General features: G+C 69.1%; 24 protein-coding genes, 1 tRNA gene and 1 pseudogene. 17 read left to right on the plus strand and 9 right to left on the minus strand.

The features are described from left to right. The first annotated feature begins 45 nt into the window (after positions 1-45). The 8 genes from AC3IF1_RS20660 to AC3IF1_RS20695 all read left to right on the plus strand — a co-directional run bounded on the left by AC3IF1_RS20660 (position 46) and on the right by AC3IF1_RS20695 (position 8,706). Positions 46-2,235: a translation initiation factor 2 gene (locus tag AC3IF1_RS20660; protein ID WP_489219119.1), complete on the plus strand. Its 2,190-nt coding sequence runs from the start codon at positions 46-48 to the stop codon at positions 2,233-2,235. Positions 2,236-2,360: 125 nt separating this feature from the next. Continuing rightward, entirely contained in the window at positions 2,361-3,890 is a 1,530-nt protein-coding gene (locus AC3IF1_RS20665) for a heme biosynthesis protein HemY (RefSeq protein WP_489219120.1), read from the plus strand. 229 nt (positions 3,891-4,119) lie between these two features. Next, on the plus strand, positions 4,120-4,554 hold the full coding sequence (locus tag AC3IF1_RS20670; protein ID WP_243965130.1) for an NUDIX hydrolase: 435 nt from the start codon (positions 4,120-4,122) through the stop codon (positions 4,552-4,554). 101 nt (positions 4,555-4,655) lie between these two features. After that, positions 4,656-4,730 (plus strand) — tRNA-Thr (locus tag AC3IF1_RS20675). A gap of 949 nt (positions 4,731-5,679) precedes the next feature. Further along, positions 5,680-5,847, plus strand: coding sequence for a hypothetical protein (locus AC3IF1_RS20680; RefSeq protein WP_489219121.1), 168 nt, complete (start codon positions 5,680-5,682; stop codon positions 5,845-5,847). Between the two features lie 110 nt (positions 5,848-5,957). After that, positions 5,958-6,683 carry an FkbM family methyltransferase gene (locus AC3IF1_RS20685; RefSeq protein ID WP_489219123.1) on the plus strand — a complete coding sequence of 242 codons (726 nt, stop codon included), beginning with the start codon at positions 5,958-5,960 and terminating at the stop codon, positions 6,681-6,683. A gap of 940 nt (positions 6,684-7,623) precedes the next feature. Further along, the gene (locus AC3IF1_RS20690) at positions 7,624-7,911 is read left to right on the plus strand and encodes a hypothetical protein (protein WP_243970835.1); all 288 of its coding nucleotides are present in this window, start codon (positions 7,624-7,626) and stop codon (positions 7,909-7,911) included. A gap of 294 nt (positions 7,912-8,205) precedes the next feature. Next, positions 8,206-8,706 carry a hypothetical protein gene (locus AC3IF1_RS20695; protein ID WP_489219124.1) on the plus strand — a complete coding sequence of 167 codons (501 nt, stop codon included), beginning with the start codon at positions 8,206-8,208 and terminating at the stop codon, positions 8,704-8,706. Between the two features lie 85 nt (positions 8,707-8,791). Here AC3IF1_RS20695 and AC3IF1_RS20700 read toward each other — a convergent pair whose 3' ends face one another. The 5 genes from AC3IF1_RS20700 to AC3IF1_RS20720 form a co-directional block, all read right to left on the minus strand. Further along, a complete protein-coding gene (locus tag AC3IF1_RS20700; protein WP_243970831.1) occupies positions 8,792-9,208 on the minus strand; it encodes a cupin domain-containing protein in 417 nt (138 codons plus the stop codon). 827 nt (positions 9,209-10,035) lie between these two features. Next, positions 10,036-10,287, minus strand: coding sequence for a hypothetical protein (locus AC3IF1_RS20705; protein WP_489219125.1), 252 nt, complete (start codon positions 10,285-10,287; stop codon positions 10,036-10,038). A gap of 13 nt (positions 10,288-10,300) precedes the next feature. After that, positions 10,301-10,702, minus strand: a complete 402-nt coding sequence (locus AC3IF1_RS20710; protein WP_489219126.1) for a thiol-disulfide oxidoreductase DCC family protein — start codon at positions 10,700-10,702, stop codon at positions 10,301-10,303. Positions 10,703-10,761: 59 nt separating this feature from the next. Then, a complete protein-coding gene (locus tag AC3IF1_RS20715; RefSeq protein WP_489219127.1) occupies positions 10,762-11,214 on the minus strand; it encodes a cupredoxin domain-containing protein in 453 nt (150 codons plus the stop codon). Between the two features lie 130 nt (positions 11,215-11,344). Further along, a complete protein-coding gene (locus AC3IF1_RS20720) occupies positions 11,345-12,769 on the minus strand; it encodes a hypothetical protein (protein ID WP_489219129.1) in 1,425 nt (474 codons plus the stop codon). Between the two features lie 373 nt (positions 12,770-13,142). On the opposite strand from AC3IF1_RS20720, the gene AC3IF1_RS20725 reads away from it, so the two are divergent. Then, a complete protein-coding gene (locus AC3IF1_RS20725) occupies positions 13,143-13,424 on the plus strand; it encodes a hypothetical protein (protein WP_243970821.1) in 282 nt (93 codons plus the stop codon). A gap of 36 nt (positions 13,425-13,460) precedes the next feature. Here AC3IF1_RS20725 and AC3IF1_RS20730 read toward each other — a convergent pair whose 3' ends face one another. Then, entirely contained in the window at positions 13,461-13,706 is a 246-nt protein-coding gene (locus AC3IF1_RS20730) for a hypothetical protein (RefSeq protein WP_243970820.1), read from the minus strand. A gap of 530 nt (positions 13,707-14,236) precedes the next feature. On the opposite strand from AC3IF1_RS20730, the gene AC3IF1_RS20735 reads away from it, so the two are divergent. The 3 genes from AC3IF1_RS20735 (at position 14,237) to AC3IF1_RS20745 (ending at position 15,415) form a co-directional block, all read left to right on the plus strand. Beyond that, positions 14,237-14,617, plus strand: coding sequence for a cell envelope integrity TolA family protein (locus tag AC3IF1_RS20735; protein ID WP_489219130.1), 381 nt, complete (start codon positions 14,237-14,239; stop codon positions 14,615-14,617). A gap of 145 nt (positions 14,618-14,762) precedes the next feature. Then, positions 14,763-14,984 carry a hypothetical protein gene (locus tag AC3IF1_RS20740; RefSeq protein WP_489219131.1) on the plus strand — a complete coding sequence of 74 codons (222 nt, stop codon included), beginning with the start codon at positions 14,763-14,765 and terminating at the stop codon, positions 14,982-14,984. 218 nt (positions 14,985-15,202) lie between these two features. Continuing rightward, positions 15,203-15,415, plus strand: a complete 213-nt coding sequence (locus tag AC3IF1_RS20745) for a hypothetical protein (RefSeq protein ID WP_243970814.1) — start codon at positions 15,203-15,205, stop codon at positions 15,413-15,415. Between the two features lie 37 nt (positions 15,416-15,452). Here AC3IF1_RS20745 and AC3IF1_RS20750 read toward each other — a convergent pair whose 3' ends face one another. Both AC3IF1_RS20750 and AC3IF1_RS20755 read right to left on the minus strand, forming a co-directional pair. Next, the gene (locus tag AC3IF1_RS20750) at positions 15,453-15,977 is read right to left on the minus strand and encodes an ureidoglycolate lyase (protein WP_489219133.1); all 525 of its coding nucleotides are present in this window, start codon (positions 15,975-15,977) and stop codon (positions 15,453-15,455) included. Continuing rightward, positions 15,974-16,813, minus strand: a complete 840-nt coding sequence (locus AC3IF1_RS20755; RefSeq protein WP_489219134.1) for a bifunctional allantoicase/(S)-ureidoglycine aminohydrolase — start codon at positions 16,811-16,813, stop codon at positions 15,974-15,976. Before AC3IF1_RS20755 ends, AC3IF1_RS20750 begins: the two co-directional genes overlap by 4 nt. Before the next feature lie 419 nt (positions 16,814-17,232). On the opposite strand from AC3IF1_RS20755, the gene AC3IF1_RS20760 reads away from it, so the two are divergent. The 3 genes and pseudogenes from AC3IF1_RS20760 to AC3IF1_RS20770 form a co-directional block, all read left to right on the plus strand. Further along, positions 17,233-17,379, plus strand: a complete 147-nt coding sequence (locus tag AC3IF1_RS20760; protein WP_489219135.1) for a hypothetical protein — start codon at positions 17,233-17,235, stop codon at positions 17,377-17,379. A gap of 123 nt (positions 17,380-17,502) precedes the next feature. Beyond that, the gene (locus tag AC3IF1_RS20765; RefSeq protein ID WP_489220430.1) at positions 17,503-17,859 is read left to right on the plus strand and encodes a hypothetical protein; all 357 of its coding nucleotides are present in this window, start codon (positions 17,503-17,505) and stop codon (positions 17,857-17,859) included. A 463-nt stretch (positions 17,860-18,322) separates the two neighbouring features. Then, positions 18,323-18,662: pseudogene (locus tag AC3IF1_RS20770) on the plus strand (IS256 family transposase); the annotation flags it as partial. Between the two features lie 35 nt (positions 18,663-18,697). Here AC3IF1_RS20770 and AC3IF1_RS20775 read toward each other — a convergent pair. Beyond that, complete coding sequence (locus tag AC3IF1_RS20775; RefSeq protein WP_489219136.1) at positions 18,698-19,039, minus strand: NAD-dependent epimerase/dehydratase family protein; 342 nt, start codon at positions 19,037-19,039, stop codon at positions 18,698-18,700. A gap of 450 nt (positions 19,040-19,489) precedes the next feature. On the opposite strand from AC3IF1_RS20775, the gene AC3IF1_RS20780 reads away from it, so the two are divergent. Both AC3IF1_RS20780 and AC3IF1_RS20785 read left to right on the plus strand, forming a co-directional pair. Then, the gene (locus AC3IF1_RS20780) at positions 19,490-20,176 is read left to right on the plus strand and encodes a hypothetical protein (RefSeq protein ID WP_489219137.1); all 687 of its coding nucleotides are present in this window, start codon (positions 19,490-19,492) and stop codon (positions 20,174-20,176) included. A 1,338-nt stretch (positions 20,177-21,514) separates the two neighbouring features. Continuing rightward, a complete protein-coding gene (locus tag AC3IF1_RS20785; protein ID WP_489219138.1) occupies positions 21,515-21,679 on the plus strand; it encodes a hypothetical protein in 165 nt (54 codons plus the stop codon). Positions 21,680-21,811: the final 132 nt, after the last annotated feature.

Below are 21,811 nucleotides of genomic sequence, written 5' to 3' on the forward strand. Positions count from 1 at the left end.
GTGCTAGGGGGGCGCGGCGACGCCGAAGAGTTGGAGGACTTGCCCGTGACGCCACCACCCAGCGACGCCGACAAGCCCGGATCTGGTGGCCGCAGGCCCGATCCCGCGCCCGCCAGACCCGGGCAGCCCAATCCGTCCGGGGCCGAGACCCGCGCGTCCGCCGCGCCGGCCGGCGTGACCGGAGGCCCGAAGCCGGGCCTGCCGGGATCGTCCGGGGCCGCCAAGCCGCCGCAGACGGCCGTTGTGCCGCCGCAGACAACCGTTGTGCCGCCGAAGCCGGCGACCGAGCCGGTCGTGGCCGCCAAGCCCGGCGCGATCGACACGAAGCCCGAAACGGGCAAGACCGGCTCCGCGGCGGACGGCCCGAAGCCGTCGGTCGGCCCGGCCGCGCAGCCGAACGCCGCCAAGCCCGACGTTTTGACGTCGGAGGCCGCCAAGGCCGCGGATTCCAGGGATACGTCATCGAAGCCCGAGACCGACAAGGCCGAGCCACCGAAGGCGGGGGCGTCGACGGCCTCGGCCACGGCCGGCGGGCGCGTCGAGCCCGGTAGACCCGATCCCGCGCGGAGCGAGCCGCCGAAGCCCGGCCAGCCGGGGGCGGGCCCGCAGCCGGGTTCCGGCCCGCGTCCGGGCGCATCCGCCTCGGGTGCCGCGGGCACGGTCGCGGCCGGCGCGGTGACGTCCGGGCCGATCATCGACATGAAGGCCAAGCGCATCCCCGATCCGCCGACCCCCGGCAAGGAGGCGTCGAAGGAGACGTCACGGGAGTCCGCGAAGGAGCCGCCGAAGGGGCCGATCCCGGGGGTGGCTCCCGGCGGCGCCGCGTCCGCCGCCGCGGCGCCGGCTGCCCGGTCGCGCGCCGGCTTCGGCTCCCTCGCCACCGCGGGTTTGCTCGGCGGCGTGATCGGGGCCGGCCTGCTGTTCGCGGCCGAGACGGCCGGTCTCGGCCCGGACCCGCGCCTGAACGCCCTCGATCAGAAGCTCTCGGGTCAGATCGCCGCCCTCGGCACCCGCCTCGACGGGCTCGCGCCCCGGGACGCCCTGGCTGCCCTCGACAAGCGGGTCGCCACCGCCGAATCGTCCGCCAAGCAGGCCCTGGACAAGGCCGCCAGCGCACCGGCGGCGGCCGCGGCGGACGGATCCGTCGCCGCACAGGCGCCGGCCGTGCCCGCCGATCTGGCGGCGCGGCTCGACAGCCTCGATCAGCGCGTGGCCGCCCTCCAGGAGGAGCCCGGTCGGGACCAGCCGGCGGAGTCCAAGCTCAACGCGGTCCAGGACAACGGAAAGCAGTTCACGGATCTCGATGCGCGGCTGAAGGCGCTGGAAGCGGACGGCGCCAAGCCGGGCGCGGCCGAGGAGGCGTCCAAAAAGATCGCCGCGCTTCAGGGTGAGGTGGAGCAGAGGACCAAGGCGAACGCCGATGCCGATGCGGCCCTCGGCCAGCGCCTCGACACGCTCCAGCAGACGCTCGACGCGCGGGTGAAGGCCGCCACGGAGGCGGTCCAGGCGGCCACCCAGGCGAGCCGCACCGCCGCCGAGGCGGGGCAGACCCAGGCCGCGGAGGCCACGAAGGCGGTCGACCGGCGCCTTCAGGAGCAGGCCGACAAGATCGCTGCCCTGGACAAGAGCGTGGCGCAGCGCGCGGAGGCGGCCACCGTCCAGGCGGCCCTGCGGGTGGTCGTCGCCGACCGCGTGGCCGCGGCCCTGGAAGCCGGGTCTTCGTATGCGGAGCCTCTCGCGACCCTGCGCAAGCTCGATCCGGCCACCGAGGCGCAGGCCAAGGCGCTCGCGCCGTTCGCGGAGGCGGGCGCCCCCACGGCGGCTCAACTCGCCGACGCGTTCCGGCCCATCGCCGAGCGGATCGCCGCGAAGCGGCGGGCGCAGCGGGTCAAGACCGCCGCCGGGACCGGCGACTTCCGCGCCAAGCTCCTGAGCATGGCCGACGGCCTCGTGCAGGTGCGCAAGGCCGATGCCCCGGCCCCGGAGGCCGCCGATCAGCCCGAGGGCAAGGTCCAGGCGGCCTTGGATCAAGGCGACCTGCCCGCCGCCGCCACGGCCTTCGCGGCGTTGCCGCCCGAGGCGCGGGACGAGGCCGGCGATTTCGGCGCCAAGCTCAAGGCGCGGGCCGAGGCCGAGGAGGCCGCGCGGACGCTGCTCGGAACTGCCTTCAAGGCCCTCCCGACCGGCACCGCGTCCGCCTCCGAATCCGCCCCCGCCGCGTCCCCCGGCCGCTAGGTCGGTGATTGCCGCGATCCGCGCCCTGCGCGGCCGCTACCTCTCCGGGCGGGCGTGCAGGCGCTCCGCCCCTCCCGCACACAGCGACCGTCGCCGCGCGGCCGTCGACAGGAGACACTGATCCCATGTGGCGCGCCCTCGCCTTCCTGGCCCTGCTCGCACTCGCCGCCTTCGGGGCGGTCTGGATCGCCGACAGGCCCGGCACCGTCACTATCGTGTGGGACGGGTACCAGATCGGCACCAGCCTCGCGCTCGCCCTCGTCGGCGTGATCGTCGCGGCCGTCGTCCTGGGGCTGCTCTGGGCGATCGTGCGCGGCGTCATCGGCCTGCCCGAATACCTGGTCCGCGGCTCCGCCGAGCGGCGCCGGGCCAAGGGCCTCTCGGCCCTGTCCCGGGGCATGGTGGCGGTGGGCTCGGGCGACCCCCTGGCGGCCCGCCGGTTCGCGGGCGATGCCGAGCGGCTCCTGGGCACCGAGCCGCTGACCCTCCTGCTCAAGGCGCAGGCGGCGCAGATCTCCGGCGACCGGGATGCCGCCGAGAGTGCCTTCCAGCGCATGGTCGACGATCCGGAGACCCGGGTGCTGGGCCTGCGCGGCCTGTTCGTGGAGGCCCGCCGCCGGGAGGACGAGACCGCCGCCCGCGCCTACGCGGCGGAGGCCGCCCGCCTCGCCCCGAGCGTCACCTGGGCCAACGAGGCCCTGCTCGAGGCGCAGAGCGCCGACGGGGACTGGGTCTCCGCCCTGGAGACCATCGAGCGGCGCTCCTCGCTCGGGCTGATCGACAAGGCCGGCGCCCGGCGCCAGCGGGCCGTCCTCCTGACGGCGATCGCGGGCGAGCGCGAGGCCGGCGAGCCCGAACTCGCCGCCGAGCGCGCCCTGCACGCCGTCAAGCTGGCGCCCGATCTGGTTCCGGCGGCCTGCATCGCCGGGCGGCTGCTGGCCCGTCGCGGCGACCTCCGGAAGGCCGCGCGCATCGTCGAGGCGGCCTGGAAGGCCAACCCCCATCCCGACCTGGCCAAGGTTTACCTCGGCCTGCGCCCGGGCGACTCCGTCCGGGACCGCCTCGCCCGCGCCGAGGTCCTGGCGAAGCTGTCCGTCTGGGATCCGGAGGCCCGTCTCGCCCTGGGTCAGGCCGCCCTCGACGCGCGGGACTACAAGCGCGCCCGGGAGGCCGTGAAGCCCTTGCTCGCCGAGCGCCCGACCGTCCGCGCCTGCCTGATGATGGCGGCGATCGAGGAGGCCGAGCACGGCGCCGCCTCGGGCCAGGCCCGCGAGTGGCTCGCCCGGGCCGCTCGGGCCCCCCGCGACCGCGTCTGGATCGCCGACGGGATCGCCTCCGAGACCTGGGCTCCGGTATCGCCGGTCAGCGGCCGGCTCGACGCCTTCGCGTGGCGGGAACCGCCGAACACGCTGGCCGCCCCGGCTGCGGTCGAGCCGGAATCGGAACCGGCCGCGCCCGTCCTGGTCCCGGCCGGACCGAGCGGACCCGGTCCGGTCCCGATCGAAAAGAGCGCGCCGGGACCGAACCCCGCCGTCGCTGCGCCGACGACGGGCGCGCCGAGGACCGCCGGGACGGATCCGGTCTCGGCCGGGATGGCGGCGGTCGCATTGCCGGCCTCCGGTTCCGCCGATCGCGCGGTGCTCCGGACCGGATGACCGGCTTCGTCGCGGTTGCGCGGGCGCTCCGGGATACGGCCGGTGGTACAGGTGTTGTATAAGGGCCGTAGACATCCCTCTAGCGCTGTCCGTCGCGAGACTGTGATCCCGGCTGTGCACCGCGCCGCCGCCGACTCGAGGACCCGATCATCCGCCTCCCCCCGCCCGCTTCGGACACGCCGCCGGCCCGGCCGGATCCCCGAGTCGTTTCGTGTCGCGCGGTGCGGCCGTGACGGTCCTCGACGATGACGGCGAGCCGCGGCGGCAGGTCGGCGCCCTGCCGTTCCGGCAGGGGCGGGACGGCAAGCCCAAGATCCTGCTGGTGACGTCCCGGGAAAGCCGGCGCTGGGTGATCCCCAAGGGCTGGCCGATGAAGGGCCGCAAACCGTTCGAGGCCGCGGCCCGGGAGGCCTACGAGGAGGCCGGGCTGCGCGGGGCGGTCGGCAAGCGGCCGATCGGCCATTATCTCTACCAGAAGCGCCTGAAGAACCTCGAACCCGTCCTGTGTCAGGTGAAGGTCTTTCCGCTCGAGGTGCGCAAGCAGCTCAAGCACTTCCCCGAGGAGAACCAGCGCGAGTTGCGCTGGTTCTCGCCCAGGGACGCGGCCGAGGCGGTGTCCGAGCCGGGTCTCGCCGCCCTCATTCGCGCCGCCTGCCGCACGTAAAACGTCCGGATGGAACGTGCGGCGTTGCCAACGCGGCGGCGATCCGTTATGGCCCCATTCGGCCGGACGGACACGCCCCCCGCGGGGCGCTCCGGTCACCTGCTGCGGTAGCTCAGTGGTAGAGCACTTCATTGGTAATGAAGAGGTCGACAGTTCAATCCTGTCTCGCAGCACCAGTAATCTTCAAACGATTTCCATAGGTTGGGTTTAAGCGACCTGCCGGCGATGACCGCGCTCTTACAGGGCGGTCTCACAGGTTGTCGCTTCGTATTGCCGTACCATCGGAGAACCCGAAGCCGGGGGTCTGGGACCGACGTCAATGCACCCCGATCGACCCTGTTGAATGGTCGAAGGGCGAACCGTCGCTCGTCCCATCGCCGAGGCCTCTTGAGGACTCAGGAGCCACGGGGAGCACGGGTCAGACATGCCGCGCGGATGGTGTCCTGAAACGGATCTGGAACGCCGAACGCGGGCGTGACCCATCCACCACACGGATGAGAGTGGGGGTGGCCGTCATCTTCCCCATTGAACCTGAACCCGCTCCCATCGACGGTCCCTTGCCGCCCACGATCACCGCCCCCGCCCCGACCGTGGGGGATCTGTTCGAACGTCGAGCCTCAAACTGGACGGACACGCGGGCACCGAACACGATCGGTGAAGCTGCTGCGAGTCAGATTCAGACGCCTGGGAGCACGGCAACAGCGACGACGGGCTGACTGGCCAGCTTCGCCCATTGCAGACGAGCGTCGTGTCCCACCTGCGGTGTTCTACCTACCCGAACCACCTGTCGATCGTGCGCCGGTGCGCGACGTCCGGTCCCTGCTCGATGCCGCGGATGGGCCATCGCCCCGAACTCGGCGGTTTATCTTCGGACGACCTGAGAGCAGCGTGAATTGTCCCTGGATCTGTATCACGACCCGCGGAGCCAACCACAGTTGTTTCGAATAAAAACCCCGCTCAGGGCAGCTAAAAAAATCTTCTCTTATCTTAAAGAACTAATTTGTGATAAAAAATGTACTCAAGTGCCTTAAAATTTTTTCGAACTAGGTCATGTTGATATTTATCCGCGTGATAGAGCCGAACGATGGGGTCTAAGAATCGGATTCAGCATCGAGAATCTATGATGTGATCGATAAAAAGATGCCTTCATCCAAAGACGGCGCAGGACTTCATAACAACGTCGTTGAGCGGGCCGTGCCGATTCGAAAGCTATTGCGGTTAGACTATCGAATTATTGCTTTGCTAACGATCGGCCACCGTGCCCACGAAGAATTTACGCAGGCGCCGGGCTGATTCAAAAGGGTTCCCTCCTTCGACAATCGACCCAGAAACGGCCTTGACCTATACAGCGCCACGAATAGGCTAAGGTCACGCTTTGGCCTTTCAATTATTAGGAGCCGGTGATGAAAACCCTGGCAAAAAATATTTTGAAGAAAACACCAGGTTTATTGCGATTATTGCATACGGTGCAAAACGACAAGCCCTTCATCACACGACGGATCGAGGGGATTTTCTCGAAGAAGGATAAGGTTTTCTTTGTTCAAGTTGGTTCAAACGATGGATTGCATGGGGATCCACTCAATAAATTGGCCAGATATAACTCGAAGTACACAGGTATATTAATAGAACCAGTCAAGTATGCGTTTGAGCAATTAAAATCGAATTACGGCAATGAGGACAGATTTATATTTTGCAATAGAGCGGTTTCGGACGGTCCGAGTAGAAAATTTTATTACGTTTCCAGCGATGCCAAAAAAGAGATACCCAATCTCCCTGAATGGTGGAACCAGCTGGGGTCCTTCGACAGGAATCATATCGTTAAGCATCTGGATGGGAAGCTTGAGCCGTATATCATCGAAGATCAGGTGAGATGCTCAACGCTGAGCGAAATCTTAGTCGAGCATAAGGTGGATAAAATTGACTTCCTTCATGTTGACACAGAAGGGGCCGATCTTGCTGTCTTGAAAACGATGGATTTTTCAACCTTCTTACCGACAGGTGTTTTGTACGAGAAAAAACATTTATCGACTGACGATGCCGCGGAGGCAAAAAATATGCTGATCAATCAAGATTATAAAATCTTTGATTATAAAGACGATGTATTGGGTATACAAAGGTCTGCTATCTGAGCGGCTGAATTCGGACCGGGCTGATTGAGAGATTGGCCCGGACGGGAAAAGCTGGGATACAGCGCTGACGGAGCCCGAGCGCGACGCGGGCTGTGCGGATGCAGCACCGGATCGAGATACGGACTGCGCATGGCAAGAGCATCGCCGTCGCCTGCACGGAGGCGGATGTCTCCGAGCGGAGCTCCGACCGCTGGCGCCAAGGAATGTGGCGGTCTGCGGGGCGATCAGGCCGGGAGGATGACGGATCTGGCGCGCAGGAACACGCGGCTTCGTCGTCTGGTGGCCGATCGTCCCGGGAAGCCGGGGCTGGCGGCGGTCGCCTCGGGATCCCAAGGGCAGCGCCGGCAAAACCTGCGGCCCCCGAGCGACGCCGGCCGGTGGCGGAGGATGGGGTGGGATGGCCGGGATACGGACGCGTCCGCCCCCGCCATGAGCGCCTGTTTGCGCAGGCCGGCGTCTCACAACACCGGCGCATGCGATCCCCGGGCCGCGGGGCGGCGGTAGGTGCATCGTTCTGGCTTCCGGCAGGTGTCGGGCACCCATCCCGAACGCCACGCCCGCCCCGCACGCATCTCCCCCCTCCTCTGTCTGAGGGGCGGGCGGGCATCGCGGCCACGCCCCAGCCGCGATGAGGGGGGAGCAGGCGGGGCGCCGGCCGGACGCTTGAACTCTTCCGCGCGGCCTGTTCTTATTGCTAACGGAACAATATGCGGAGGGCTCGCCCCGTAATAACCAATCGGCGTGGCCACTTGCCAGGACGGATGGCCTGGGGACAGGCTCGGGTCCGATCGGCCGCCGGGCAGAGACGGCCGCCCCCGGCGCGCACCGGTCCGGGATGGCGCCGAGGCATCGGCGGCTCCGGAGCAGGGCTCGATCCGCACCGGGCACCCAAGGCGAAGGGCTGAGGCGCATGACAGAGTCCGGCGATAAGCCAGACAAGATGGCTGAAGTCGCCGGGCTGGCTGCCGCGATCGCCGATCGCATCCTCGACCAGCACGCGGCCGGGACGTCGATCCCGCCCGAGCAGTTCCGCATGCTCGTCCGCGCGGCTCGCATGCTTCTGGACAATGAGGTGCCATGGCCACCATCCGTCGAGCACGTCGTGATGGAGGTCGCCCAGCGCTTGCAGGCTGCTGAGGCGCCGTCGGCCGAGGCGCTTCCGGGACCGAAGGGGGACGATGTCGTCGTGCATCTGACACGGTCTCTGAGCGCCTTGAAGCGGTCGTGACCATCCGTGGAGGGGGGGCGGCCCGCGATCGCGCCCGGCCGCGGCGGGGCTCCCTTCGTGGCGGTTCCACCGTCACGGCCGACCCCTGCGACGTGGGAGCGCCGTGCGCCGGCCGGAACGGTCGCGCCGCGATGGAGCAAAGCCGGCCGGTTCTTCGTTGCGGTGGGCGAGGCAGGCGGCATCGTGGCCCGCGCCGGTGCCGGTCCGGGCCGGTGCAGCGACGCCGTCCGCCATTCGCAGGCGGCATATCGGCGGCGCCTCCGGGTTGAGCGCGTCCGTCAGGAGGGAGGCCGGTTGGCTCATTTGATCTCGATCGCCGCCGCGGCAGGCACGGCGGCCCTGCTCAGCTGCGGAGCGGCGCGGGCGGCCTCCGACATCACGATCGCGGCGATCGCCACGGGCCGGCTCTACGTGGTCGGCACCACCGATCAGCCGCACATGCCCGTGGTTCTGGACGGCCAGTTCCGCACCGAGTCGGACGACGGCGGCAAGTTCCAGTACGAGCTGGTCTACCATCCGGCACGCTGCATCGTCTCCGCAACGATCGCCGGCAAGGCCTACCCGGCGGTGGTCAGCAATTGCGGCGAGCAATGCACGCTGCCCGCGCCCGGCGGCGCCGGAATCCCGCAGCAGGTCTCCGGCAAGCCCCCGCCGCCGGCCCCGACGCTGTCCGCCGCCGCGAGGCCCGGACCCGAGGGGCCGGCCACGGGCGATCCCGGACCGGTCCCGCCTCGGTCCCCCATCGCGCGTCCCCCGCTCCCGCCGCAGAGGCCGAGCTTCGGCCCCGGCAACTGAACGGGCCCGGTCACCCGCTGCACGGGGGAACGCGTCCGGGCTCGGGCGTCGATGCGAAGCCGCTTGAGACGTCCGCCAAAACGGCTCAGGCTGGCGAGGCGAGGGGCTTGCCCTTCTCCACCGTGTAGGTCCCAGCCACCCGTGTGGCCCCCGACCCGTTGCGCAGGCTGTGCGGGGCGACGGCCGGGATCTGGAAGCTGTCCCCGGCCCGCAAGGTGCGGTTCGGCTGGCCGTCGACGAGCAGTTCCGCCTCCCCTTCCAGGATCACCGAGGATTCGATGCCCGGATGCGTGTGGCGGGCGACGGTCGCCCCCGGCGCGATCTCGGCGGCGACCTGGACGACGACGTAGCGTCCGTCCGGGAGCTCCTCGGTGCTGAGGATCTTGCGCGTGACGCCGGAGGTCTGTCCCGCCGGCTGTGCCTGCGACTCGACGGCGACGGCCGCGAAGCCGGTCGCCACCGCGCAGAGCGCACAATTCACGAAGCCTCGTCTCGACAGCATCGGCGCGTCCTCCCGATCGTGGTCTTGTTCTTTTGAAGCGAATAGTTTTCATCCGCGATCGGGAGGATGCGCCAGTTCAGAGCACCTTGCAAAGACCCCGCTCCCTGCGGGGCCGCGGCATGAAAAAAGCCCGTTCCGGCGGACCGGACGGGCTTGAGTGCGCCATTGGGGTTTGGGAAGTGCCGAATTACCCCGCCGGGCGCTGGACCGCATCGCCTGTTTGACGGAGGCCGCAGACCGAAGGGTTCTCGGCGGCGGTCGACGGATCAGAGGTCGCGGGCCGTCACGCCGAAGGGTCCGTTCGAGGACCGTCCCCGACCCGACAGACGCGAGACCGCGCGTGGCCGACGGATCACGGACCCGCCGACCGGAGGGCGTTATCGGCTGCGCGCGTTCGGATCGCGGACGGCGCCCGCTGCGGCTGCGCTCAGCGCGGCACTGATCACGACGAGGAGACTTGTTGAGATCACGGCACAGGCTCCATTCGATCGAGCCAAACAGCACCAACGCTGGTTAACAAGCCATTAAATCGTCCCGAAAGAGGATCGAATGGTGTAACCACTGAAACGACTTGTAGAGCTAAACCAGAACCGTGGCGAGCCGCATGCGCGTGTCGTCAACAGCCAAGCCCCGTGGCGGCGCCCGGCCGGGGACGGGACCGGCTCCGCGGCCGGGGATGCGCCCGCCGCGACGGGACACGGCACCGGGCTCCGGTTTCGAGGCGTCTTCGCTCTCCGAGGCTGAAATCCGCTGCGCCGTGCAGCCCCTGCAGCGCGGTGCGAAGGGATGGCCCGGCCTCTCCTTGCGGGGACGATCCGAAGCGGGGCTCAGCCCAGCGTCTCGGTTCCGGTCCCCGGGGCGGCACGTGCGAGCCAGCGCTCGTCGAGGTCGGTGGCGTTTCGCGCGGCGATGGGTTGCGTGTCGTCACCCTCGGCGAAGACCACGATGTCTTCGGGGCCGACGTCACGGGTGGCGTAGAAATCCCACCGGCGATGGATGACCCGCGGTCCCCCGAAGATCCGGAAGGCGTTCCAATAGCGGTCGTCGCGGAAGCCGACATAATGGACGCAGCGCGCCACCCGCCGCCGCCCGTCAGGACCGCCGCGCGATCAGCCGCGCTAGGCGCGGTCGCAGGGGCAGGAAGAGGCGGTAGGCCATCTCGGCGATCATCAGCGCGGGTCGGCGGCCGAAGACGCGCCGGTCGAGCAGCCGGCCGAGCCAGCGCCAGCCCGGCAGGGTCGTCCAGAGGCGGGCGAACGCCTCCGCGCCGGAGACCAGCCCCCCATCCGCGGTGCGCACGTGGAAGCGCCGCAGGGCCGTGTCGCGATCGAGGTCCGGTCCGAGCGTCGGCGCGGCCACGGTCCGGCCGACATCGACGAAGGCCAGCCGATCCGCGCCCGCGCACCCGCGATAATGGTCGATCTCTGCGCGGCAGAGCGGGCAATCGCCGTCGTAGAAGACCTGGAGCGTCTGCCCCGATGCGCCGTCGCTCATGCCTGCACCGAAGCTCCCAGATCGATCATCGGCCCCCTGCCCGCCTGCGGGGCCCGTCCTCAATTGGCGGCCGGGATCAGGATCAGTTTGCCCTTGAATGGGGCGTCGGCATTCCGCGTGCTGGTGCAGGCATATTCTTCCTGGCCCGCCTTCATCGTCCGCAGACGCAGGGTGCCTTGGCCGTTCTGCTTGACGGTGTAGCCCTTCTCGCTCGCCACGTGGACCAGATCGCCGTCCGCATGCAGGACCAGGCCGTTCTCGAACTGACCGGGCGCGGTGAGCGTCACCGGCGCGTCGGCACTGCTCACCACGTGAAGCGCGATGTTCGTATCCGCCGGGAGCTGCAGTTCGGCCGGCTCGCAGACCGGCTTCCCGTCCTTCATGCTGATGGTCAGCTCCACCGGCGGCATCGCGTCGTTTGCCGGAGGCGGGAGGGGCTTGCCCTGCGCGAAGGCCGGCCCCGCGACGAGCAGCGCGACGAGGGCCGCCGAGCCCCGCGAGAAATTCAGCATCCGAGGCGTCTCCTGGACGGGGGTCCGGCCGCAGCCGACCGCAGGATCAGGAAAGGCGACGCGCCCCGCCGTGTTCCCGGGCGCAACGCCGCACCGAGGCCGCGCCAGGCCCGGATGCGGTCCCCGGATCTCAGTCGAGGGCGTAGCCGAGCAGGCCCTCGGTCGCCTGACCCTCGCACCGCGCGTCGGTCGATACGAAGTGATCCCGGCCGCCGGCCAGGCAGCGGAAGATCGGATGGCTGCCCGGCCGAGGCGCGTCGTAGAGGTAGCCGGTCTGTCCCAGCGGGGTCCGGCCCTCGCAGCGCGCATCGCGACTGAGGAAATGATCCGCGCCGGCCATGCAGCTCATCAGCATGGCGGTGCCCGGTCTCGGGAGGAGGAACAGCGCACCGAGCGCGTGCTCGATCCGGTAATCCGGAGCGATGTAGCCCGTCGTGACCCAGTGGCCGCCCGGTCCGAGCGCCCGCTTCAGGGGGGCACGGTCGGAGGCCCGGGTCTCGGTCGCCGCGGCGATCCGCCAGGTGCCCGGATAGGGGTCGCCCCCCGAGAAGTAGACGGTGATGTTCGGTAGGAACGGGCCGATGCTGCCGAAGGTGTCGCGCTGGAAGCCCGGGCTGTGATTGAGATAGAAGCCCGTCACATCCGCGTTCAGGTAGCCGATCGGGCTCCATTTCGCCGGGCTGCCGCCCATCAGGGCTTTCATCGGCATCCTGTAGAGACCCATCTGGAAGGTCTCGCGATCCGGGTTGCGCGCCGGATCCTTGCAGGCGACCCGCTGGCAGTCGCGCCCCGGCAGGCCCGTGATCACGTAGACGTCGCCCGAGGACGGGTCGTAGGCGAAATCCGAATTCGGATTGATGGTCGCGCCGTCGGTCGTGCCGTTGGGCACCCGCACCGGCGGGTCGAAATGCACCCCGTCTGCCGTATGGCGCACGTAGAGATCGCCGAACCCCGGCACCCCCTGCGGGCCGGTCAGATCGGTGGTGAACACGTACAGGCTTGAGCGGCCGTCGATGTTGATCGTGGCCGGTTGCCCGGTGCCGTAATTCCCCTGCGCGACCGCCGGGTTGATCGGGGCGATGACCGGCGTGGGGTAATCGACCCAGGTCACCTTATCGTTGGAGAAGGCCAGGCCCGTCTGGTTGTTGTGGCCCGGCAAATTGTCCGATCCCGAATAGTACATGGCGTACGCGTAGGACCGCCCGTCGACGGGATTGTGGAACGTGCCCTTGATCACGCTCGGATCGCAGACATACTGGCGGTTCCAGGACCCGGGCGTGGGCTGGAAGACGACCTGCGCCGGAGAGAACCCGGCCTGCGCGCTGTAGGCGCGGTGGAAGATGACGTCGGTCTTGCCCTGTCCGCACCACCAGATGTTGGTTGTCCCGCCTTCGGTGATGACGCTCGGGGCGTAGTTGTACCCGCTCGGGTTGGCCTCGTTGACGAACAGGGCCTGCGCCTCCGGCCCCTGCCAGCCGGCCTGCCCCGCCGTCGACAGGACCAGCGCTGCAACTGCGGCTGCGACGAGCGATGCGTGCGGCGATCTCCGTGTCACGACTGTCCCTGTCCTGCGTTCCGATCGCCCGACGCCTGCGCCGCGGCGCTCGGAACGGCCTCGAAAACCCGGTTATATCGTGCCGCGACCCCGTGCCCAGCATGTCCGGGTCTCCCGGGGATCGGCGGTCGCGATGAGGGCTGCGCCGATTCGCGGCGGCGCCCGAATCGGCCGCGGCGCCGGGTTGACGCGCGTGCCGAACGCTCCCACACTGGCGCGTACCGTTGCATCCAAGTGCCTGTGCGGCCACAGGAAATACGAGAGCCGCGCGCCGGCCCGGCGCCGATTCCGTGTTCGGGCGGGGCAATGGACGGGGTCCGTGGTGGCGCTCCGGCACCGCGCCGCGATCATCCGCTGAAGGGACCGTGCGGACGTGAATTCGACAGCCCTGTTCACGATGGTGAGCCTCGTTCTCGGTTGGGCCCTCCTGGCCGGCGCCGCCCTCGTGAGCGGCCGGCTGCCGACCTTGGCATTCCTAATCCTGACGCTGATCGCGCTCTACCTCTACGTGCCCTGGGTGCGCCTGCGCGCCAGCGGGATCGACGGATCGAGCCGGCCGGTCCGGTTCTGGACGAACGTCGCCATGCTGATCGTCAGTGTGGCCGCCTGCCTCGCCCTCGGGGTGATGCTCGCCCGGAGGACCGGATTGCTGTGATCGCCCTCGGGCCGCAGAGGGCGCCGGCCGCCGGCCTCAGTGTTTCGTCAGCGTCTCGACCACCGCATCCGGCCCGATCGTCTCCGAGAACCGGGCCAGCCGGCTGCGGCTCGGCTCGCTCAGGCCGCCGGCATGGGCGAAGGTCGTCAGCGCGATGCCGACCAGGAAGCGCGCCTCGTCCGCCGTCACGGCCCGCCCGCTCAACGTGCTGGCTGCGCCGCGCACCGCGCGAACGGCTTCCTGGAATGCCGGGTCGTCTTCGAGGTCCGACAATCGTGACATGCGCGTGATCCCGGGTTCAGCGTGCGATCAGGGCGGCACGGTCGCGCTTCTCGGCCCGCCGCCGCGATGATCTTCCGTCCTGGCCGGAAGATGCGCCGGGGTGGGGGACAGATCTTCGATCCGGACATGCGTATCGAAACCGTCCGACCGACGCGCAGATTTGTCGAGGCTATCAGCCAGGGTGTCATCGATCAATTCGAAGATCTCGGACTTGGCTGATCTATGTTGCAGACATGGGTTCGGGATCGCGCGCTGATGGCCGAACCGCCGGTCCTGTCCCCCACCGGTGATCGGCCGTCATGCGTCTGCACGCGTCCGACGGCGATACGATCGCCGCACAGGTTCCCATCCTCCCGGGCATCCTCCGGCCATCGCCGACTTGCGGTGCCGGATCGGCACGTGGATGCCGCCGCCGCCAGGTCTCGCGGGCGGGATGCCCGCAATCCTGTCCTGAGCGCGATCATTCGGTGTCGCAGGGGCCGTCCCGGGCGCGTAGGATCCCTCGACCCTCACGCAGCCCCCGTTCCCGCATGCCGTTGCAAGTGCTCGTCCACCGGATCACGGTTCTCGGCCTGCTCCTGGGGCCCTGGGCCGCCCAGGCCCGGGAGATGCCGGGGCCGGCGGCGCGCAGTTGGCTCTCCGATCTGGTCACGCGGATCGACGCCGCGGACCGCGCCGAGCGCCGGACGGGTCCCGGCCGGAGGGCCGGCACCGTGGTGGTCCATATGGAGATCGCGGCCGATGGTGCGGTGCAGCAGGCCGAGATCGAGCGCAGCTCGGGCTCGCCGGCGCTCGATCGGCGGGCGCTCCGCGCCGTTCAGGCCGTCGGCCTGCTGACAGCGCCGCCCGCCGGGTTGCTAAGTGGTTCCGGGATGGCCGATCTCAGCATCCCGGTGGACCTCGGCCGCTGACCGGTAGGCCGAGGGCGTGGCCGCCGCCAAAAGCGATGTCATCAATATCGGCTATCGATCCAATCTGTTTGGATCATGTTGCTCCGCAGCGTAGATATCCCCTCGAAGCCGGGCCCGAGCCCGGACATCGAGAGGATCGCGTATCATGACCGTTCGTACCTTCATTCTGGCCGCCCTCGCCGCCATCCCGATGACCGGTGCCGCGCTGGCGGACGACACCGTCACTCTGACGCCGCCGCTCTACCGCGAGCAGGCCCGGGCTATCGCCACCGTGCGTCCGGCATCCGAACTCGCCACGACGCCGCGCCTCGTCCCGGCCTCCCCGGCGGCTCCGCGGATCGTAGCCGCCGCCGCGCCGACGCGGTGATGCCGGCGGCGTCCCGACCGTGTCGCGGGCATCCTGTCCGCGACACGAAAACGGTGCGATGGCCGGACACCCGGCGGCTGCCGGCGCGCACCCACAGGTGAGGAACGGCGCAGTGCCGTCGTCCGGCCCCTCCCCGCTCGCCGCGCATCGTTGGCATGCCCCACGGGGACGGCTCCCTCCCGGCGGCGGGTGTATCATGGCCCGAAATGGAGGGAGTCATGGCCTACAAGATCACGTTTCGAAAAGGAAAGCGGATCAGCGCGACGAAGCTCTGGCCCTGCGATCTGGAGGCCGCCATCGCCCACGCCAGAGCACAGCTTCCGCACCAGCAGGCACTGAGCGGCGTAACCTCCGTGAGCGTAACCTGCGAGCGGACCGGTGAAGTCGTCTTCACCCTGACCGAGCGGCAGCCCGAGACCGTCGATCTGTAGCCGGGTCTCCCCGGGGCCCGGCACCCGCGTCCGGAGCCTACTCCCGGAGATGGACCGTCCAGGGGTCTGTGAACACGTATTCTTCCAGGTTTCCGCCCGGGCCGCCGCGGTCGATGACCACGAAATCCTGCGGCGCCCCGAACGGCGTCAGCACGCCGTGCCACGTGCCGCGCGCGTAGCAGATGCCCTGGTGCGGCCGGGTGGTGACGAAGGCCTGCGGCGGACCGGGTCTCCCGCCCTCGTCCGGGCAGACCACGACCAGGAACGGCGCGGCGCTCAGCGGGACAAAGGCCTGCGCGCCGAGCGGATGGCGCTCGACCAGGCTCAGGCGCAGGGGCAGCGCGTAGGGCTCCGCCTCCACCAGGCCGATCACCGTGCGCGCCCCCTCGCCCACCACCTCGACCTGCGCCAGATCGTGGAAGCGGCGGGCCAGCCCGGCGTTCATCGGGCGCGGTGCGGCACCCGCCCCGTCGATCACCGTGCCGAACGGCGCGAAGGCTTCCGCCGTGAGAGGCCGGGCGAGGACCGATCGGGCCGCGGGGGGCGTCGCCGGCGCGCTCATCGGGCGAGCCCGCGCGGCGCGAGGGCCGGATGCCGGTTGACGTCCTTGTACAGGAGGTAGCGGAACCGGCCCGGACCGCCCGCGTAGCAGGCCTGTGGGCAGAAGGCGCGCAACCACATGAAGTCGCCCGCCTCGACCTCGACCCAGTCGCGGTTGAGCCGGTAGGCGGCCTTCCCTTCCAGGACGAACAGGCCGTGCTCCATCACGTGCGTCTCCTCGAACGGGATCGTCCCGCCGGGCTGCAGGGTGACGATGGTGACGTGCATGTCGTGGCGCAGATCGTCGGGGGCGACGAAGCGGGTCGTGGCCCAGGCACCGTCGGTGCCGACCATGCCGACCGGCGCGACCTCGGCCTCGTGCGTGACGAAGGCCTCCGGCACGTCGAGGCCCGGCGCGGGCTCGTAACGCTTGCGGATCCAGTGGAACCGCGCCGGCTCGGCGTCGCCGTTGCGCAGGCGCCAGGGCGCGCCCGGCGGCAGGTAGGCGAAGCTTCCGGGGCGCAGGGCATGGGCATGGCCGTGGAGTTCCAGGCTCGGACGGCCCGCCACCACGAACACCACGCCCTCGGCCTGGCCGTCGGGCTCGGGCGCCGCGCTGCCGCCGCCGGGAGCGACCTCCATCAGGTACTGGGCGAAGGTCTCGGAGAATCCCGATAGGGGGCGTGCCAGGATCCAGGCACGGGTTCCCTCCCAGCCGGGCAGGAAGCTCGTGACGATGTCGCTCATCACGCCCCTGGGGATCACCGCGTAGGCCTCCGTGAACACCGCCCGCCCGGTCATCAGGCTCGTCTGCGCCGGAAGGCCTCCGCAGGCGGGATGGTACAGCGGTGGGGTCATGGACGCTCTCCGATGCTCCGTCCGTGGATCGGGACGGTCCCGCGCCGGGCTTCGCTGGCGGCCGGGCGCTGTCAGGCCGATTGGCGCCGTACGCCCGGCGCGTCAAGGATCGCCCCGCGGATCGCTGTCCCCTCCTCGCACTGCCGGCTCCCGTTCCGGAGCGGCCCGCCCGAGCCCCCGATCTCGGCCGCGATCGCGTCGATCGCCGCCCAGTGCCCGGTTTGACACCCGGCATTCCATTTGGCGCAAGTCGATATGGACTGAACAACTACCGTCCGGCTAAGTATTTCCACTGCAGAAATGGGAGGTCGATGATGCGCGTTGCGGTCTTCTTATGATCTTAGTGTGTCCTGTCATCGGGTCCTGCTTCGGCCCGACGGAAAATGGACGATCGCGCCGCGCTCTGGCCGAGAGCCCCGATGTCCGACAAGACCGATGTTACGAACCGCATGGGCAAGGCGATGAGGTCTTTGTCCGCCATCGGGGACACCCGGGAATTGACCTTGAGCGAAAGGGTCCGCACCTGCGGCGTGCTGCAAGGCTCTGCGCCTTCGGACCAGGAGTAGCCGCCGGCCGCGGCCGGTGAGGACGTCCGGGCGCGATCCGGCGTCCTTCGGCCCGGCGTGGTGCTCCCGCGGAAAACCAGTGCGAATGGCGAGGACGGGGTGTTTCGAATGGAGAAGAGCGTGATGCGGTCTCTCGGTCTCGTCGTCGTGACCATCGCCCTGTCCATGACCGGATCGATCCTGCGGGCCGAGGAGCCGGCCGCGCTGCCGCCGCAGACGCTGAGCGCGGCCAAGCTGGCGGGTCTTGCCGGCTTCGTGAACGTCTCCTGCGACACGCTTCGCACGGACGACGAGCGCTTCAAGGGGGCGATCCGGGCGATGGGTGTCGATCCGGCAGAGATCGACCGCGGTGCCCTGATGCTCCAGGCGCGGAGCTATCTCGTCGCGTACCAGAGGGACGTACCGGGCAGTTGCATCCGTGCGGAGGCGCTGTTCGGCCAGTCCGGGCGGATCATTCCGGGGATCTTCGTCCCGCGCTGACGCGTCGCCCCACGCGGGGGATACCGGTTCGGCGTGAGACGTAACGAGCGAAGCACCGACACGGCGCCGCGCTCCGCCCGTTTGCGACGAATCGCGGGGGCCGGGACCGATCAGTCTCCTCCACTCCTCGGAGCCGTTTCCGGTCGCGCTGCTACAGGGAACGGCTCTGACTCCGTGTGCGAACCTGCTGTCTTGCGCCGAACCGGCATCCATGTCGGCGGACAGCACTCGCGCTGCATGGTCTACGCTGAGCTGTGCCGGCGCTGCCTCGACGCCGCCTTCGCTGGCGATGATCCGATCGAGGGGCGTCTTGTGAATGTCCCGGTCGAGGGCCACCGCGTCGGTCCTTCAATCTGCCTGGTTCGGAGTGGGTGAAGCGCGACTGTCTCGGGCTCACCGCGGATGCGCAGATGAGAGAGCGTGTCGAGACTGCCGGAGAACCTCTCGGCGCGTGCGATACACCATCGAGACACCTCCCAAAGGTGTTCGGCTTCGTCAGCCCGAGGACATCGACGATCCCCCTGACGGACGTGCTGCGCGCCGGCGGCAGCCGCCCGCCCGCTTAGGCTGTCGCAATGGAGGCGGACGCCTTCCCGAGGGCGAGAGGCAGGATCTGCGGCTGTCGGACGGCCGCGTCCGGCTCGTGCGGTACGGCCACGGGCCGGAACGAGCGATCTAGACCGGCATAGGTCCTGTGCCGGTCGCGTGGGTCCGCGGATTGGGTCCGGTTCACCGCGACACTCCAGCCGAAATGGGCGCGGCGCCCCCACAGCCTGGAAGCCCCGCTGCCGCTTCGCCACCTCAATTCCCACCGTGCTCCGAAGCCTTCGTCCTCGCTTCATCCCCGAGGCCTCTGGTCCAAGCCGATCCCCTCAATCGGCCCGGTCCAAAGCCAGCCGGTCAGGTCACCGGGGTGCGGATCGCGCATCGATTCCACGTGGGAGGTCTGCGCCGCGAGGTTGAACAGGACCTCCTGTCCTTCGAGCGCAGCGGTGATGGCGGGGGTATCGCGCACGTCGCCGCGCACGACGCGCAGACGATCGAGGTAACCGTCCAGGTTGAACAGCTCCGCCCCGTCGTTGGGCACGAACGCGTCGAAACAAGTGACCTGCGCGCCCGCATCGACGAGCCGGCGGGCGAGGTTCGATCCGATGAACCCGACCCCGCCGGTGATCAGCACGCGCCGTCCGGTCCAATCCAGGGGCTGCGGCGGAGGCAAACTCGTCATAGTGGAGGTTCCGAGGGCCATGCAGCCGGGACGGACGCATGGGCACCTAATATTGGTTTCGCCCCGATTTCGAACGGATATCGAGATCTCGATGCGCCATCCGCGAGGGGCGCTCTTACCCTCCCGCGGACGGGCAGGATAAGCGCGGCCACCCCGGGATCGGGCCGGCTCTGCGCGCCGGAGGACGGGCAGGATCGGGCCCGTCCGCGCTGGATCGCGGGCACCGCGCCCTCTTGACACGCCGGGCCTCCCGCAGCCTAGAAGGGCCGCTTCGCAGGCGCCATCCTTGACCGGTACGGCACGACCTTACACATGGGTCACCCCATGCTCGCGGGGGCCGGGCGAGCCGCCCACGCCGAAATCCAGGCCGCGCCGCGGTCGCACAGAAGCGGAGCACGGATTTTGGACCGCCGGATCCGAGACGCATTCCCCCTGCCCGCCGAGCGGCCGGACTTCGCCCCCTTCTCATGGAAGCTGGACGGCGGCGGCCGGGACCTGATCCTCGATCTGATCACGTCGCGCGACGTGCGGGTGATGATAGAGGTCGGCGTGCTCTACGGCGGCTCAGCGCTCCAATGGCTGCGCCACAAGACCGATCTAACCCTGATCGGCATCGACCCCTGGGCGTTCGACGCGGACCAGGTTCGATACTGGTGGGGCAACCGCCACGCCTACGGCATCGACAATCTGGACGCCGGTGGCCTGTCCGACGACTCGTTTCTGAATCAGCTGTTGCGGCCCGAAGCAGCTTATTTCGCGACGATCAGCAATCTTTGGGACTTTCGAGATCGGTTCGTGCCCATCCGCGGCCGCTCACCGGAGATGCTGCACACGGTCGCGGCGCTCGGCGTGGTCCCGGACCTCGTCTACTTTGACAGCGACAAGGAACTGGTCGATCTCGATGTCTGCCGCGCGTTGTGGCCCTCGGCTGTCATCAGCGGCGACGACTGGTGGTGGTCGCCGGAGGGGCAGCCGGACGTCTACCCGGTGCAGAAGGCCGTGCAGGACTTCGCCGCCAAGCATGGTTTGACTGTGATGAACCACGCCGCGACGTGGTATCTGGCCCCAGGCGCAGCCGCCGAGGTTTGACCGCCTGGTCTAATCTGGTGCCGAGCGAGTGTGCCGTGTCCACTGAGACGCCCATGGGCCGGGCTTCACTCTGCGTCCGAACAGAGACTGCGCAACCGGGACGACGTCCGACGACCCGCTGGCATCCTTCCGGGCCGTCATCGCCGCGGCGCCGAAGCCGGTCGAGCCGCCCACGGATGCCGAGATCCTGGACTGGGTTCAGATCGATTTCGCGGCGCTCTGGCGCACGGTCGATGCGATGAACGCGATCGTACGGACCGACTATCAATCCGAGGCCAAGGTCTACATCTTCATCGCGTTCATTAACTGCATCAACGATAAGAGCATCGGCGCCTTCAGAGCGGAAAGACCGGGCAATCCCTGCAGGGCACCCGCACTCGCGCGGTCCCGTTCACGTTCCAGGGCGACATGGTCTGGGTCAAGGATGGCGCCTTCAGCGAGGTCGCCGACCTGAGAGGCAAGGTGGGCGCGCGCTTCGCCGCCGCGTCGCAGGACCGGTTGACCAACCGTCTGGCGGAGGCCTGGCCGATTTCTACGGGACGGGATTGTGGGCGCCGCGTGGCTCCTGATGACGCCGTTCCGGATCGCGGCTGCGCCCCGTCGCCCGGACGTCCGCACACGCGCCTGAAAGCCAGGCCCCTCCACCACCTGCGGCGCGATGGCCCCGCATCGGACGCCCGGTCGGTGACGGGCGACGACCCCCAGGTGCTGCTCGTGCGCCCCTTCGGCTGCCGGATCGCGGCGGGCTGCTACCGGTTGACTGCCGAGCCCGGGAACGGGCTGGAGACCAGCGCGAACGCCGAACTCTACCGAGCGGGCGGTAGCGCAGCGTCCGCGCTCCCCGGCGCTTGCGCGCCAGCGACAGGGCCGGCAGCCCGGCACGGCCCCCCAATCGAGGATGTCGAGGGGGCCATCGGACGCGGCATCGCGAAAGACATGGTCGATGATCAACGCGCGCACAGGGTCGGGTTCGAGGAGTCGGCCGCCGGGATCGCCGCGCCCGCGTCGCGTTCGGCCTCGGCCCTGGCGTCGGCCCGGCATACCAGACCGCATGCGCGTCGATTGCGGGCGGCCGGTTCCACGCCGACGTCTCGGAGACCTGATGCACCCAGGCGAAGCTATCGCGCCACGGGGGCACCTGAACCAAGGTTCCGACGTTCTCGGACGCCTCGAGGCCGAAGGTCGCGACCTCCGCCTCCACTTCGACGAGTGCGAGGAGATACGGCAGATAGATCGACTCGAAGATCAATGCCCGGTTGAGGCCGACTAGATCGGGCACATACTCGTCGATCCCGTGGCCGACAGACTGAGCTCGGTCGTGCTATTCAGGGTGTGGAAATGGTCGAAAATGAGCGGATCGTCGCCGACGAACACGTGGCCGTTCCGCAGCGTGAGTGGATACGCGTCGATTTTCCAAGGCGCGAGATTGCCGCCGCGATGACTGGCCTCGACAAGACCGCTGAAGATCTCCGGCTACGCATCGAGGTAGCGCTGATCGCCTAAGCGCCCGTCCTCCATGTAAGCAGTAACACCATTCGAGGCACCGCTCGCGATACGAGTTGAGGCAGGCGCGTCCCTGGCGGTCGTTTCGCCACGTCAGCCATCCGACGTGGAAGCGCTCGTACTGCGCGGGGT

The sequence above is a fragment of the Methylobacterium sp. E-012 genome (assembly GCF_057836545.1).